Origin of the sequence: Pseudomonas thivervalensis (assembly GCF_001269655.1) — a bacterium.
GTDB lineage: Bacteria > Pseudomonadota > Gammaproteobacteria > Pseudomonadales > Pseudomonadaceae > Aquipseudomonas > Aquipseudomonas thivervalensis.
This window is the reverse complement of record NZ_LHVE01000007.1, coordinates 651,569-665,370: the sequence shown is the minus strand read 5'-3', so window position 1 is coordinate 665,370 and position 13,802 is coordinate 651,569. Positions and strand designations below refer to the sequence as shown.

The window sequence follows — 13,802 nt, the reverse complement described above, 5'->3', positions numbered from 1 at the left end:
GCTCGCGATAGCGTCAGCCCCATTGACATTGATGTGACTGAACCACCGCGATCGCGAGCAAGCTCGCTCCCACAGGGTAGTCGTGTGATTCCTGAGCCTGGACTTGCGGGCTCACCCTCCCCGCGCAGCCCGCGCCCTCAGATATTCCAACACCGCTGCCTGCTCCCCCGAGAACTCGATCCGCAGCCCCTTCTTTTCCCGCTGGAACACGTACATCGGGTCGTAATACTCACGCAACAGGCCTTCGATCCACCCGCGATGCAAATCGACGTCGCCGCTGCTGGCCTGCTCGACCAGGGCGCTTTCCAGGATGTCCTTCAAGCGCCGGTGCCTATCGCCGCCCAGGCGCTTGTGGATGTTGTCCAGGCTTGCCAGCAGTCGCTCGGAAAACAACGAGAAGCCTTCATCGCCATGCACTGCGACAAACTCCGCGCACAGGTCGATGACGTAATCCTGCAGGATCCGTTCGACCCGACGCTCGAGGCTGTCTTCCAGCCAGACCATCGGAACCTGCTGCATGCGCTGGTACAAGGACAGCGGCAAGGCGCAACTGCCGACTGCACGGCTCTCATCTTCCAGCACAAACTGTTCGATGCCGGCGGCGCGTTTTTTCAGCACGTCCACGGCCAGGCGATTTTCGAAATCGATATTGGACGGCTGGCCCGTGGCGCGTTTGCCGAAGCTCGAACCGCGATGGTTGGCGTAGCCTTCCAGGTCCAGACTGTTGTCCAGTTGACCCAGCGCCTCAGTCTTGCCGGTGCCGGTCATACCGCCCAGCAGCACCAGGTCGCACTCGGCGACCGCTTGCTCGACCGTGTCCAGCAAAAACGTGCGCATGGCCTTGTACCCGCCGCCGACCCGGGGGTAGTCAATGCCTGCTTCGTCCTTGAGCCATTGCTGGACGATCTGCGAACGCAAGCCACCGCGAAAGCAATACAGCAGACCGTCGGGATGGGCCTTTGCGAACGCTGCCCAGGCCTGGATGCGCTGGGCCTTGGTCTCGCCGGACACCAGTTGATGGCCCAGGACGATGGCGGCCTGCTGCCCCTGCTGCTTGTAGCAAGTACCAACGCGTTGCCGTTCGTTGTCGGTCATCAACGGCAAATTGACCACGCCGGGGAAAGCGCCCTTGATGAATTCGATCGGGGCGCGCGTGTCCATCATCGGTCGGTCATTGAGGAAGATGTCGCGGTAATCGGTGACGTCATGGCTCATCAAGACACCTCGACCGCGTAGCTCTGTCGCTCGACCAACTCGCCGATGGGCGCCAGCGCCAGGCCGAGTTCGGCGGCCACCCGCAGGAACTCGTTCTCGCCTTCAGGGGTGACGGCAATCAGCAGGCCGCCGCTGGTCTGCGGGTCACACAGCACTCGCTTGTGCAGTTCCTGGACCCGACCGACCTTGCTGGCGTAGCTGTCGTAGTTGCGCAGCGTACCGCCCGGCACACAGCCCAGGTCAAGGTAGTACTCGACACCCGGCAGGCGCGGCACCGCGTCATAGCGGATGCGCGCGGTCAGTTGGCTGCCGTCGGCCATTTCCACCAGGTGCCCGAGCAGGCCGAAACCGGTGACGTCGGTCATCGCGGTCACGCCGTCGAGCTTGCCGAAGCGGCTGCCGGGTTTGTTGAGGGTGCACATCCAGTCACGGGCCAGGCCAACATCGGCGGCGCGCAGCTTGCCTTTCTTTTCCGCCGTGGTAAGGATGCCGATGCCCAGGGGCTTGGTCAGGTACAGGCGGCAACCGGCGGTGGCCGTGTCGTTGCGTTTCATGTGGCGCTTTTGTACCAGGCCTGTCACCGCCAGGCCGAAAATCGGCTCGGGCGCGTCGATCGAATGCCCGCCGGCCAGGGGAATACCGGCCTCGTCACACACGGAGCGACCGCCGCGAATCACTTCCCGGGCGATTTCCGGGGCCAATACGTTGACTGGCCAACCGAGAATCGCGATGGCCATCAGCGGATCACCGCCCATGGCATAGATGTCGCTGATGGCATTGGTGGCGGCGATGCGACCGAAATCGAAGGGATCATCGACAATCGGCATGAAAAAATCGGTGGTCGAAACCACTCCACGCTCCTCGTCGATGGCGTACACCGCCGCGTCGTCGCGAGAAGCATTACCGACCCACAGCTTGGGATCGAGATTCTGCGCACCGCTGCCGGCCAGGATCACTTCCAGCACTTGGGGCGAAATCTTGCAGCCGCAACCGGCACCGTGGCTGTACTGGGTCAGGCGAATCGGCTCGCTCATGGGCATACCTCTGTTCAGTCAATTGGCCGATTCTAGCAGCAACGCCCCCAACTCAGTGCCGTGTCAAACATTCGTCCCTGCAACACTTTGGTGCAGCTCCAGGCGACCATAACGTATCCGGTGCGCCAAGCCTGACCGAAAGGACAGGAAAACAGCCTGAATCCCATGCTTTTCAAGCCACTGTGAAAAAATGGTATGAGATGTGCAAACGTTTGCGCAATCGATCAGCCCCAACGGATCGACGGCTTTTTTCAATCACGGAACACGGGCTCTGGCCCGCACGAACAAGGACTTTCCATGCACTTCACTTCCCGGTGTCGCGCCACCCCCGGCCTATTGGCCGCCACCCTGCTACTGACCGCCGTTACCGGACTACTCAGCACCACGACCCAAGCCCAAACCACCGAGGCGTCCGCCCAGGGCGAAACCCTCAGTCCTGAAGCCATCCCCTCGAAAAAAGGCGCCTACCTGTCGGACTGGTACAACCAGGACCTGACGCTCATCGGCAGCAAGGACATCAGCTTCGGCCCGCAACCGGTCGACGATATCTACCTGGACTTTGGCGACGGCAACTTCCGCGCCCACTCCGAGGGGTGGGGGTACTACGCCGGCGTCGGCTATCAATTCTGAGCAAACCGTAGCAGCACCTTTTCGAATCCATGGAGGTCACGAACACATGATCAATCGCCTGCTTGTTTCTATCGGCCTGGCCAGCACTGCACTCTTCGCTTCAACCGCCGGGGCCGCACCGCCACTCCAACCCAAGGTGATGCTGATCACGATGTTCGCCCCCGAGGCGCAGAACTGGATCGATCGCTTGCAGCTCAAGGATGAAATCCGTGTACCGGGGCTGTCCGCCGAGTACCCGACGATCCACTGCAACGCCGAGCGGGTCTGCCTGCTGATTACCGGCATGGGCCAGACCAACGCCGCGGCTTCGACCCTGGCCTTGGCGCTCGCCCCGACCGTCGACCTGCGCAAGAGCTATTTCCTCGTGGCTGGGATCGCCGGCATCAACCCGCATCACGGCACGCTCGGCACCACCGCCTGGGCCCATTACCTGGTGGAGTTCGGCACCCAATGGGAGTTGGATTCCAGGGATGTGCCCAAGGATTGGCCCACCGGTTACCTGGGCATCAACACCAAGGGACCGAACGAAAAGCCGCCGCTGGACTACAAGACGGAAGTCTTCGAACTCAATCCAGCCCTGCAAGCCAAGGCGTACGCCCTCAGCCAGAAGGTGACCTTGGCCGAAAGCAAGGAGTCGGCCGCCTGGCGCTTGAAATACCCCTATGCCCCGGCCAACCAGCCTCCGGTGGTGACCCGTTGCGACACCCTGGCGGGTAATACCTGGTTCTCCGGCACGCGCCTGAGCGAGCGCGCCGAAGTCTGGACCCGCCTGCTCACCGACAACAAAGGCGTCTACTGCACGACCCAGCAGGAAGACAACTCGACTTACGAAGCCTTGCTACGGGCCAGCCGCGAAGGTCGGGTGGACATCAACCGGTTGGCGGTGCTGCGGGCCGGGTCCGACTTCGACCGCCCCGAGCCCGGCGGCAATGAAGTGGACAACCTGCTCAAGTACGCCGACCAGGGCGCGTTTGTCCCTGCGTTGGAAAACCTGTTCCGCGCCGGCAACCCGCTGGTGCAGGACATTGTGAAGAATTGGTCGGCTTGGAAAAACGGTGTGCCTGGCCTTTGATCTGTCGAACCCCGTTTGGAGCGGGGGACATGACCTCTTGTGGCGAGGGAGCTTGCTCCCGCTCGGCTGCTAAGCAGCCGCCAAAAGCTGGGGCCGCTGCGCGCCCAGCGGGAGCAAGCTCCCTCGCCACAGGGGAATATTGGGCGGCTGCATTGGGTTAGCCCGTACAGTTTCATTCGATGGAATTTTACATTTCGGGAGGGATCACTTGGATATCACCCCTGCGTACCCACCCAGGAGACCGCCCGATGCGCCTCGCCCCTGCTGCTGCCGCCAACGCTCACCTTGATTACGGCCTCGACACAATGTTTGGTCGCGAAACCAAAAGTGTCGACTGCCAATTCGATGTCAAACGCCTCGACGACGGCAAGTTAGCGCTGCACGTACGACCACCGCTGCCTAAGGATCTTGATAAGGCCCAGATCGTGGTATTCAGCGCCGAAGGCCGACACATCAGCGGCATTGTCCGGCGAGCGGAGCGCCTGGACGATGACAGCCTGCAACTGGTCGTGGAGCCCGACCGAGGTTTCGCAGGCACTGCGGCCTGATAAGCGTCATGGCAGTGCCGCCGCCATCGCGAGCAATCTCGCTCCCACAGGGGGTTGTGTTGAATCCAATATCGGGACCAGCACCGCCCACTGCGGGAGCGAGCTTGCTCGCGATGACGTCAGCCTGGACACTCCCAACCCCGTGGCGAGGGAGCTTGCTCCCGCTGGCCTGCGAAGCAGGCCCGATATTCCTCCAGGCAGACCGCATGGCCCGGCTTGGCGACTGCTGCGCAGCCGAGCGGGAGCAAGCTCCCTCGCCACGGTATCGGTCCTTGCTCAGAGGTTGTCTGGCTTGCGCACCTAGGGCATTTGGTCGGGCGGTGCTAACGTGGCGCCTCGACGACTGACAAGGATGACCGCGTGCTGCTGCTCAAATTGCTGGTGATTCCCATGTTCCTGCTGCTGATCTCCCAGGCGGGCAGGCGTTGGGGACCGAGCGTGGCCGGCTGGCTGTCGGGGTTGCCGGTGGTGGTGGGGCCGATTCTGTTGTTCCTGGCGGTGGAACAGGGCGAGCTGTTTGCCGCGCAATCGGCGACCGCGGCGTTGGCGGCGATGTTCGCGATGATTGCTTTCTGCGTGGTGTATGCCCAGGTCGCCCAGCATCGCAATTGGCCCTGGGCACTGGGCATCGCCCTGGGCGTCTGGACCTTGGTGGCGTTGATCTTGTCCTGGCTACCGGCTTCGCTGCCGTTGTCGAGCCTGATCGCCCTCGTCGCGCTGCTGGCGGCACCGTATCTGTTCCCGACGGTCCGACCGGTGATGAACGGGCCGGCCGCAAAATCCGACAAGCTGCTGCTGCGCATGATCGCCGGCGCCCTGTTGACCTTGGCGGTGACGCTGCTGGCCAGCACCGTGGGCGAACGCTGGAGCGGGTTGCTGGCGGTGTTCCCGGTGCTGGGCAGTGTCATGGCGGTGTTCTCCCAACAAACCCGTGGACCGGCCTTCACCGCCGCGCTGCTGCGAGCCACGGCCACCGGCATGTATTGTTTCGCCGCCTTCTGCCTGACCCTGGCCCTCGCCTTGCCGTTGCTAGGCATGCCGGCCTTTGCCTTGGCCGTCGCGGTGTCGATGGCGATGTTGCTGGTGACCCGACGCCTGCTGGTGCGGGCACCGTCCGGCGGTACCACCCACCTTTCGCCGAAATGAAGTCTCTTCGGCACTGGCGCTGGAGTCCGATACGACGCCCATGGGATGATCGGCCTTCAAGCACGACCATCTGTGGAGCGTTTCAATGTCATTGCTGAGTAAACAAGCCGCCGCCCTGTTGCTGGGGGCCATCGCCAGCCTGGTCGTGGTCTCCGCCCAGGCGGCCCCGGCCAAACCTGCCAGCGATACACCGGCGCAGAAGGTGTCGATGCTGGGCGGCAAGTTCACCTTCACCTTGCCCAAGGGCTTCACGGCGACGCCATTGCCCGCCGGTGATGCCGCCCAGGGCACCGCCGGGGCGACGGGGACGATGTACAGCAATGCCACCAGCAAGACCGTGGTGATCGCAGCGGAGAACGTCATCATCGACGGTGCGAATGTGAAGGCTGACGATGGCGCGTTCCTCGACACCACCATGGCCGACTTCGCCGCCCAGCGCCTCAAGTCGCTGCCGGACGCCAAGATCCTCAGCGAAAAAAGCCTGAAGCAAAAAGGCACCGGCCTGGGCCTGCGCCAACTCGACACCCAGGCGACCCAGGGCGGCGGGCCGACCCTCGACAGCACCTTGCTGGGTGCCTCCGGCACGCGCATGGCGGTGGTGCAAATCATCTCCCGAGCCAGCGACAAGCCCGGTCATGAAGCGTTGGTGAAACAGATCGCCAGCGGTCAGTGATAAGCACTGCACTGATCACCCTGTAGGAGCCGAGCTTGCTCGCGACTGCGTCGGCACATCCAACCTTGACGCAAGCTGACCCACCGCTATCGCGAGCAAGCTCAGCTCCCACAGGGTTCTGAAGACAACCACCGTCAAATGTGGGAGCTCAACTCCCACAGGGACTTGCTGTGATTCAGGGATTGAGCCGCTCCAGCCAGGCCCGCAGGTCCTGCACCTCCAAGGCGCTGATGCTGTGGCCGACGCCTGGGTAGGCATGGAATTCCGGTTCCAGTGCCAGGGTCTTCAGGAAGGTGCTGGCCTCAGTGCCATCGTGGTAGGGAATGATCGGGTCTGCCGTGCCATGGCCAATGAACACCGCCAGTGCCCGACGCGATTCGTCGGGCGTCAGTTCCGCCCGCAGCACCGACAGGACCCGTCCGCCCATCGCCGCAATGCCGCCCACGGCTTCGGGATGTCGCAAGGCCACTTCATAGCTCATCATCGCCCCCTGGCTGAACCCCACCAGATAGACCTTGCTCGCGTCGGTCGAATACTTGGCCCGGGCCTTGTCGATGAAGTCCAGCAGCATCTGGCCGCTGGCCTTAAGGTCCGAGGTGTCACCGTCATAGGCGCCCTCGCCCTTTTTGGCGAACCACTGGTAACGGTCCTGCTCCATGCTCTTCGGCGCCCGCACCGAGAGGTAGTTGTAATCCCGCGGCAGCGCGTCCTTGAGTTCGAACAGGTCCTGCTCGTTACTGCCGGAACCGTGCAAGAAGATCACCAGCGGTCGGTTCCGGGCCTGCTCATCGGCTTGGGCCAGGTAGTTGAGCGGCAAGTCCGTGTGCAGCGAGGGTTGGGCCTGCAACCCGGACGAAACCAGCAACAGAAACACGGCGAGCGCTTTGAACATCGATCTTCCTCCATCGTTTCGACAGCCGCACGGCAAGGCGCGTGCGGTGAGGTAGACAGCAGTTATCAGTCGTTGATCAATTTCCCCGTACGAATCGGTTCACGCCCTGCGACTTTGGCCTGCCAGATCCCCGGCTGGGTGTAGCGCCCGCGGTCCAGGGCAAACAGCACGCCGCTGGTGCCAGCCCGCACGGTGGTGACTAAATCACTCAACGGATCGACCACTTCGAACAGCGGATCGCCCCGCTCCACCCAGTCGCCGGCCTCACGCAGGAAACTCACCACGCCATGGTGCGGCGCGAACAGGTATTGCGTGCCTTCGAACGGAAAGCCTTCGCAGCATTCGGCGGGGGCGGATGGCCAGTCCCCGGCGATAAAACCCTGCTCGGCCAAAAACCCGAGGATGGCTTCACAATTGGCCTGGGCCTGCTCCACCCGAGTATCGCCCATGCTGCCCAGCTCCAGCGTCGTCGCCAGGTTCGCCGCCGGGATCGCTGCCGCGGGAAAGGCCTTGGCCAGGCGCAACCAGGGCGAGGAGCAAGACTCGTCGAACGAACTGCCGCCCGAATCCTCGCACAGCAACGCCACTCCGGCGTTCAAGCGTGCAGCCAAAGAGCGCCATTGCGGCCACTGTTGCGGCAAGGCGTACAAGTGGATCGCCGCCTCGAAATCGCAATGCAGGTCCAAGGTGATGTCGGCGTCGCAGGCATGGCGCAGCAGCAGGCGATGCAGCGCTTCGAGTTGCGAAGGGGGTGGCGGCAGGTCATCGAGGACCTCGGCCATGGTCTGGCGAATCAAGGTGATATTGGCGGCCGGATCGTCCCCCAGACGATCACCGATGCGTTGCGCTACCGGCGCACTGAGCTCCACGAAGGAACGATTGAAATTCTTGCCGCTGCCCAGTTCGAAACGCCCCATGTGGGCGCTTTGCAGATGTTGGTCCAGGCCGATGGGGTTGGCCACCGGCACCAGTTCGATCACGCCCTTGAGCAAACCTTGGGCCTCGAGGTCGTTGAGCCGCTGCTTCAGTTCCCAGGCGGTGCGCATGCCCGGCAGTTCGTCGGCGTGCAGGCTGGCCTGGATGTAGGCCTTGCGCGGGCCATGGCCGTAACGAAACACGCTGAGCCGGCGCTCGGTGCCCAGGTGGCTCCATGGCAGGGTATGGTCGATGCGTTGCATGAAATCTCCGAATGACTAGCGTAGGAGGTACGTAGGAGCTGTCGAGCGAAGCGAGGCTGCGATCTTTCCACTGCCAGTTGAGTCCAGAGCGAAAGATCAAAAGATCGCAGCCTCGCTTCGCTCGGCAGCTCCTACAGCAGCTCCTACCGATTAATGCCCGTAGACGTCAAAGGCAAAGTATTTGTCCTGCACTTTCTTGTACTTGCCGTTGGCGCGGATTTCGCTGATGGCCGCGTTGAATTGGTCGGCCAGGGCCTTATCACCCTTGCGCACCGCAATGCCGGCGCCACCGCCGAAGTACTTAGCGTCTTCATAGGTCGGGCCGACGAAGGCGAAACCCTTGCCGGCATCGGTTTTCAGGAAGCCTTCGTCGAGGTTCACCGAGTCGGCCAGCATGGCATCGAGGCGACCGGCGACCATGTCCAGGTTGGCTTCCTGCTGGGAACCGTAGCGCACCAGGTCGATCCCGGCGGGCACCAGCACTTCGGTGGCGAAACGGTCGTGGGTACTGGCGCGCAGCACACCGACTTTCTTGCCCTTGAGTTCGGTCAGCGGATCCTTGACCTCGGAGCCTGCCTTCATCACGAAGCGGGCCGGGGTGTGGTAGTACTTAATGGTGAAATCGACGTTTTTCTTGCGATCGTCGGTGATGGTCATGGACGACAGGATCGCGTCGATTTTCTTCACTTTCAGCGCGGGAATCAGGCCATCGAACTCCTGCTCGACCCAGACGCATTTGACCTTCATCTGTTCACACAGGGCATCGCCGATATCGACGTCGAAGCCGGCCAGCTTGCCGTCGGGGGTTTTCATCGAAAAAGGTGGGTAACCGGCTTCGATCCCGAGGCGGATCGGCTTGGCGTCTTCGGCCACGGCCGACAGGGACAATACGGACAGTGCCAGGGCACCGAACATGGCTAGCTTCTTCATTTTCGCTCCTGAGTGCGCAGGTATTTTATTGGATCGTTATGGGCAGATTCATAGCAGCGTTCGGTCAGCAAAAACCGAAGTGGCCGGGAGTCTAGAGGGGCACTCAGGAGGGGAATTATGTTGAGGCGACAAATAGTTATAAGAACAGCCAGATGCAACTGGCTATCACGAAATTTGCGAAAAACCTGACAGGTAAACGCCCTGTGGCAGATTCGCCCCTGTGGCGAGGGAGCTTGCTCCCGCTGGGGCGCGCAGCGGCCCCAATAAAGGCGAGACACCAAGGGGCTGCTGCGCAGCCCAGCGGGAGCAAGCTCCCTCGCCACAAAAGCCTGGTTGCAGGAGAGTCAGCAATCGCAGCTGATCGCTTCGTCCGCCACGCGCTCCACCGAGCCGGTCAGGCGAAAGCCTTCATCGAGCCAGCCCATGATGCCGCCGATCATTTCCTTGACCGGGTAACCCAAGGTTGCCAGACGCACCGCCGCCTTGTTCGCGCCATTGCAATGCGGGCCGGCGCAATACACCACGAACAGGGTGGTCTTGGCATAGGCAGTCAGGGCCTGGGCGGTGAGCGTGCGGGTCGGCAGGTTGATTGCGCCGGGTACGTGGCCGCGCTCATAGGCCCCAGGCCCGCGTACATCCACCAACACAAAATCGACGGTACCGGCCTGTTGGCTAGCGTGAACGTCGGAACAATCCGTTTCGAAGGACAGGCGACGGCTGAAATGCTGCAGGGCGATATCGGACGGGGCGGCAGGCACTTCGCGAACCAGGCTGGTCATGGATGTGTACTCCAAGGTAGATAAGGGCGTGAAGAGACTTTATCCCCCCGAGGCTTGCGGCTACAGTGGCGTACAAGACACTCTGTGGGAATTTTCCGACAAATGCAGCCTATCCCGGGTCTGGTCGCGATCCTCGCCTATGACGGCCTGTGCACCTTTGAATTCGGCGTTGCCGTCGAGATCTTCGGATTGGAGCGACCGGAATTCGATTTCCCTTGGTACGAGCATCGGATCGTTGCCGTCGATGACGGCCCGATGCGTGCCATGGGCGGTTTCCAGGTATTGGCCGATGGCGGCATGGAACTGCTCGAAACCGCCCGGACCATTGTCGTGCCAGGCTGGCGCAGCCGCAGCGAACCCCCCTCTCCAGTATTGCTCGACGCACTGCGCAGGGCCCATGCCCGAGGCGCGCGCTTGTTGTCGATTTGCTCCGGAGCCTTTGTATTGGCCGCCGCCGGGCTGCTCGATGGCCTGGGCGCCACCACGCACTGGCGCTACACCGATGAGTTGGCCGAGAGCTTTCCCGCGGTCCGGGTCGACCCGGATGTGTTGTACGTGGACTCGGGACAGGTCATCACCTCGGCGGGCAGCGCCGCCGGCATCGATGCTTGCCTGCACCTGGTGGCACGGGACTATGGCGTCCAGGTCGCCAACACCGTGGCGCGTCGGCTGGTGATGTCGCCACAACGGACGGGCGGCCAGGCGCAGTTCATTCCCTCGCCGGTCAGCCGTACGCCACGCAGCGACCTGTCGAGCGTCATGCAATGGGCCCGCGAGCGCCTGCACGAACCCCTCGGCGTGCGTGAACTGGCCAGCCAGGCGGCCATGAGCGAACGCACCTTCCTGCGCCACTTCACCCAGGCCTGCGGCGTGTCGCCCAAGGCCTGGCTGCAACACGAACGCCTGGCCCGGGCCCGCGAGATGCTGGAAAGCACCGGGGACAACACCGACAACATCGCGCAACTGTGTGGCTATCGTTCGGTGGAGAGCTTTCGCGTAGCGTTTCGCAGCGTGGTGGGGTTGGCGCCGTCGGTGTATCGGGAGCGGTTTGGGCGGGGGTAAAGATGCCGGGGTTATGAAACTCCGTGGCGAGGGAGCTTGCTCCCGCTCGACTGCGAAGCAGGCGCAAGATTGAAGTCATGACACGCCTCTGGGCATAGGGGTTGCTGCGCAACCCAGCGGGAGCAAGCTCCCTCGCCACGGGTGATGTGCAAGCTCAGTGGGGCTTGCGCAACAAATACGTATCCATGATCCACCCATTGGCCTTTCGCGCGGCCTTGCGGGTACGCTCGATATCATCGGCCACGTCCCCCAACCGGCCGGCGATGAGGATTTCATCCGATGTCCCCACATAGGCGCCCCAATAAATCTGCGTATCGGGATCGCTCACCCGGCGATAGGCATCCTCCGCATCGAGCATCACCACCACGCTCGCCGCGTCGCCCACCTGCCCCGCCGCCAAGCGGCGTCCGGTGGTGATCTCCAGCGAACCGCCAATGCTGTTCAACGGCACTTTGTGTCGGGCGGCCAGGGCCTGGACACTGGTGATGCCGGGGATCACCTCGAACTCGAACGCGCAACGGCCCACGTCGAGGATCGCCTGCAGGATACGCACGGTGCTGTCGTACAACGCCGGATCGCCCCACACCAGAAAACCACCCTGCTGCCCGTCGGACAGTTCTTCATCGATCAACCGTTCGAAAGCGGCCTGTTTCGCGCGATTCAGCGCATCGACGCTGTCCTTGTAGTCCAGGTCGCCGCGCTGGCGTTCCGGGCTGTAGGCTTCGACGAAACGGTAGGTGCGATCAACGATGTAGCGTCGACAGATTTCGCGCCGCAGCTCCAACAGTTTGTCCTTGGCCGGGCCCTTGTCCATGAGGAAGACCACGTCCAAGCGGTTCAAGGCCTTCACTGCCTGCATCGTCAGGTGATCCGGATCGCCGGCCCCAATGCCAATGACGGACAACCTCTTCATCGCGGCGACTCCTGGCCAGGCCCTTGGGCGCGCAATCGCCACACGCCGTTGAAACGCAGCTCAAGGGTGGACAGCGGCTCAACATCGATCCGATTGAATGTGGCGGTCGGGCAGCCCAAGACACTCATCAAGGCGGCGCGGATCACAAAGGGGTGGGTGACGGCCAGCAGATGCCCCGGTCGGGTTTCCAGGCGGGTCAGCCAGTCTCCGACACGGCGACACAACTGCGCGATGGATTCACCGCCATGGGGGGTCGCCTCGGCCTCGTCGAGCCAGGTTTGCAGGGCCTGCGGCTCAACCTTGAGCAATTCATCGATGGACAATCCGCGCCAGCGTCCAAGGTCGCAATCGGCCAGGGCCGGGTCCACCAGAGGCTCGTCGCCGAACAGCGCGGCGGTCTGGCGAGTGCGCAGTTCCGGCCCGCAGAGCAGTTGCCGGACGTTTCGATAGCCCTGCCCGACCTGCCCACGACGCTCCAGCCAGTCGGCGTCCAGCGCTTCGTCCAGGCCGAAGCGCGCCTGCTTCTGGGCAACGGTGCGGGCATGGCAGATCAACGTCAGGCGAGTGGTTTGCACACTGGGTTCTCGGGTAATCGAACGGGTCGCATGGGCGGAGTATGGGCACGTTTAGTTTTACAGCACCTTATACGAAATCAAATAAGTGAGACAAAAAGGCGTTATTTCCGACAACTTCAAAAGCATCAACTGACATACCAAGTTGACCTGGCCGAAACCAACTCCTACAAGGCTTTCGCACAATTCTGAGGCATTTTAAACGGAACATAAAAACCGCTGGACATGTAGCACTAGCTACATAAATACTGTTTTCAGGAGTTATGAAAGAAAACCAACATTTCATCCAGGCAAGGAGCACGGATGCCGCCCCTCAGAGACCTGATCACCGATCCCGGCCTGGTATTGACGCCGTCGGAACGCAAGGTCGTACGCGCCCTGCTCGATCATTACCCACGCAACGGCCTCGGCCCGATGTCACGCCTGGCAGACCATGCCGGCGTCAGCGACCCGACCATCGTGCGGCTGGTGAAAAAACTCGGGTTTGGCGGCTATGCCGAATTCCAGGATGCACTGCTCAGTGACATGGACCATCGCCTGCGCTCCCCCCGCACCCTGCTGCAACCGCGGGCCAAATTGCAGCGAGGCGATACCTGGAGCCAATACCTGGCCGCCAGCCAACGCAACCTCAGCGACACCCAGGCCCTGACCCAACCCGAAGACGTGCGCATTCTCGTGCAGTGGTTGCTCGACAGCCGTCATCAGGTGCATTGTTTCGGCGGGCGCTTCAGCAGCTTTCTTGCCCATTACTTGCTCAACCATTTGCGATTGCTGCGTGCCGGCTGTTTTGCCCTGGAAGACAACGCCCAACTGCCTGACCGGCTGTTCGACGTGCAACGCCAGGACGTAGTGCTGATTTTCGATTACCGCCGCTACCAGGCCCAGGCCCTGCGCGTCGCCAGCGCGGCCAAGGCGCGGCATGCCCGGGTCGTGTTGTTCAGCGACGTCTACGCTTCGCCGTTGCGCGAGCTGGCGGACCTGATCATCAGCGCCCCGGTGGAATCGGTCTCGGCTTTCGACAGCCTGGTGCCGGCGCTGGCCCAGGTCGAGGCCCTGATCGCCTGCCTGACCCTGCAATGCCCTGAGCTGGCCGAACGCCTGGAAGGCATCGACGCCTTGCGCACGGAATTCAACACGCACCTGTTGGAGGAAAAATAA

Annotated in this window: 14 protein-coding genes and 1 pseudogene; 7 read left to right on the top strand and 8 right to left on the bottom strand. The window is 62.4% G+C overall.

All coding sequences use genetic code 11. The features are described from left to right. Positions 1-111: 111 nt before the first annotated feature. Together mnmH and selD are read right to left on the bottom strand one after the other, a co-directional pair. Entirely contained in the window at positions 112-1,215 is a 1,104-nt protein-coding gene (gene mnmH / locus AD659_RS10715; protein WP_053120953.1) for a tRNA 2-selenouridine(34) synthase MnmH, read from the bottom strand. Further along, positions 1,215-2,249: a selenide, water dikinase SelD gene (gene selD, locus AD659_RS10710; protein WP_053120951.1), complete on the bottom strand. Its 1,035-nt coding sequence runs from the start codon at positions 2,247-2,249 to the stop codon at positions 1,215-1,217. The genes mnmH and selD overlap by 1 nt, the downstream gene beginning before the upstream one ends. A gap of 297 nt (positions 2,250-2,546) precedes the next feature. Between selD and AD659_RS10705 the strand changes: the two are divergent. The 5 genes and pseudogenes from AD659_RS10705 to AD659_RS10685 all read left to right on the top strand — a co-directional run. Then, positions 2,547-2,852, top strand: a pseudogene (locus AD659_RS10705) (nucleoside-specific channel-forming protein Tsx); the annotation flags it as partial. A 73-nt stretch (positions 2,853-2,925) separates the two neighbouring features. Then, positions 2,926-3,951 (top strand): purine-nucleoside phosphorylase, encoded by a 1,026-nt coding sequence (locus tag AD659_RS10700; protein ID WP_053120946.1) that lies wholly within the window; start codon positions 2,926-2,928, stop codon positions 3,949-3,951. A gap of 248 nt (positions 3,952-4,199) precedes the next feature. Next, complete coding sequence (locus AD659_RS10695) at positions 4,200-4,499, top strand: hypothetical protein (protein WP_053120944.1); 300 nt, start codon at positions 4,200-4,202, stop codon at positions 4,497-4,499. A 360-nt stretch (positions 4,500-4,859) separates the two neighbouring features. Continuing rightward, on the top strand, positions 4,860-5,645 hold the full coding sequence (locus AD659_RS10690) for a hypothetical protein (protein WP_053120942.1): 786 nt from the start codon (positions 4,860-4,862) through the stop codon (positions 5,643-5,645). An 85-nt stretch (positions 5,646-5,730) separates the two neighbouring features. Further along, complete coding sequence (locus AD659_RS10685; protein ID WP_053120940.1) at positions 5,731-6,318, top strand: DcrB/PsbP domain-containing protein; 588 nt, start codon at positions 5,731-5,733, stop codon at positions 6,316-6,318. Between the two features lie 175 nt (positions 6,319-6,493). Here the strand turns inward: AD659_RS10685 and AD659_RS10680 are convergent, their stop codons facing one another. From AD659_RS10680 to AD659_RS10665, 4 genes are all read right to left on the bottom strand, one after another. Continuing rightward, on the bottom strand, positions 6,494-7,210 hold the full coding sequence (locus AD659_RS10680) for an alpha/beta hydrolase (protein ID WP_053120938.1): 717 nt from the start codon (positions 7,208-7,210) through the stop codon (positions 6,494-6,496). 65 nt (positions 7,211-7,275) lie between these two features. After that, on the bottom strand, positions 7,276-8,388 hold the full coding sequence (locus AD659_RS10675; RefSeq protein ID WP_053120936.1) for a M14 family metallopeptidase: 1,113 nt from the start codon (positions 8,386-8,388) through the stop codon (positions 7,276-7,278). Positions 8,389-8,538: 150 nt separating this feature from the next. Continuing rightward, entirely contained in the window at positions 8,539-9,318 is a 780-nt protein-coding gene (locus AD659_RS10670; RefSeq protein WP_053120934.1) for an ABC transporter substrate-binding protein, read from the bottom strand. A 344-nt stretch (positions 9,319-9,662) separates the two neighbouring features. Then, a complete protein-coding gene (locus tag AD659_RS10665) occupies positions 9,663-10,097 on the bottom strand; it encodes a rhodanese-like domain-containing protein (protein WP_053120933.1) in 435 nt (144 codons plus the stop codon). A 102-nt stretch (positions 10,098-10,199) separates the two neighbouring features. Here AD659_RS10665 and ftrA point away from each other — a divergent pair, with 102 nt between their 5' ends. Then, the gene (ftrA, locus tag AD659_RS10660) at positions 10,200-11,159 is read left to right on the top strand and encodes a transcriptional regulator FtrA (protein ID WP_053120930.1); all 960 of its coding nucleotides are present in this window, start codon (positions 10,200-10,202) and stop codon (positions 11,157-11,159) included. A 154-nt stretch (positions 11,160-11,313) separates the two neighbouring features. Here the strand turns inward: ftrA and cobF are convergent, their stop codons facing one another. Beyond that, complete coding sequence (gene cobF, locus AD659_RS10655) at positions 11,314-12,072, bottom strand: precorrin-6A synthase (deacetylating) (protein WP_053120928.1); 759 nt, start codon at positions 12,070-12,072, stop codon at positions 11,314-11,316. Continuing rightward, positions 12,069-12,647, bottom strand: a complete 579-nt coding sequence (locus AD659_RS10650) for a histidine phosphatase family protein (protein WP_053120926.1) — start codon at positions 12,645-12,647, stop codon at positions 12,069-12,071. The genes cobF and AD659_RS10650 overlap by 4 nt, the downstream gene beginning before the upstream one ends. Positions 12,648-12,947: 300 nt before the next feature. Between AD659_RS10650 and AD659_RS10645 the strand changes: the two genes are divergently transcribed. Then, on the top strand, positions 12,948-13,802 hold the full coding sequence (locus AD659_RS10645; protein ID WP_053120925.1) for a MurR/RpiR family transcriptional regulator: 855 nt from the start codon (positions 12,948-12,950) through the stop codon (positions 13,800-13,802).

Excerpts from the sequence above, each read along its gene's own strand:
- mnmH (WP_053120953.1), bottom strand. The coding sequence starts at position 1,215 with ATGAGCCATGACGTCACCGATTACCGCGACATCTTCCTCAATGACCGA.
- selD (WP_053120951.1), bottom strand. The coding sequence starts at position 2,249 with ATGAGCGAGCCGATTCGCCTGACCCAGTACAGCCACGGTGCCGGTTGC.
- AD659_RS10700 (WP_053120946.1), top strand. The coding sequence starts at position 2,926 with ATGATCAATCGCCTGCTTGTTTCTATCGGCCTGGCCAGCACTGCACTC.
- AD659_RS10695 (WP_053120944.1), top strand. The coding sequence starts at position 4,200 with ATGCGCCTCGCCCCTGCTGCTGCCGCCAACGCTCACCTTGATTACGGC.
- AD659_RS10685 (WP_053120940.1), top strand. The coding sequence starts at position 5,731 with ATGTCATTGCTGAGTAAACAAGCCGCCGCCCTGTTGCTGGGGGCCATC.
- AD659_RS10680 (WP_053120938.1), bottom strand. The coding sequence starts at position 7,210 with ATGTTCAAAGCGCTCGCCGTGTTTCTGTTGCTGGTTTCGTCCGGGTTG.
- AD659_RS10675 (WP_053120936.1), bottom strand. The coding sequence starts at position 8,388 with ATGCAACGCATCGACCATACCCTGCCATGGAGCCACCTGGGCACCGAG.
- AD659_RS10670 (WP_053120934.1), bottom strand. The coding sequence starts at position 9,318 with ATGAAGAAGCTAGCCATGTTCGGTGCCCTGGCACTGTCCGTATTGTCC.
- AD659_RS10665 (WP_053120933.1), bottom strand. The coding sequence starts at position 10,097 with ATGACCAGCCTGGTTCGCGAAGTGCCTGCCGCCCCGTCCGATATCGCC.
- ftrA (WP_053120930.1), top strand. The coding sequence starts at position 10,200 with ATGCAGCCTATCCCGGGTCTGGTCGCGATCCTCGCCTATGACGGCCTG.
- cobF (WP_053120928.1), bottom strand. The coding sequence starts at position 12,072 with ATGAAGAGGTTGTCCGTCATTGGCATTGGGGCCGGCGATCCGGATCAC.
- AD659_RS10645 (WP_053120925.1), top strand. The coding sequence starts at position 12,948 with ATGCCGCCCCTCAGAGACCTGATCACCGATCCCGGCCTGGTATTGACG.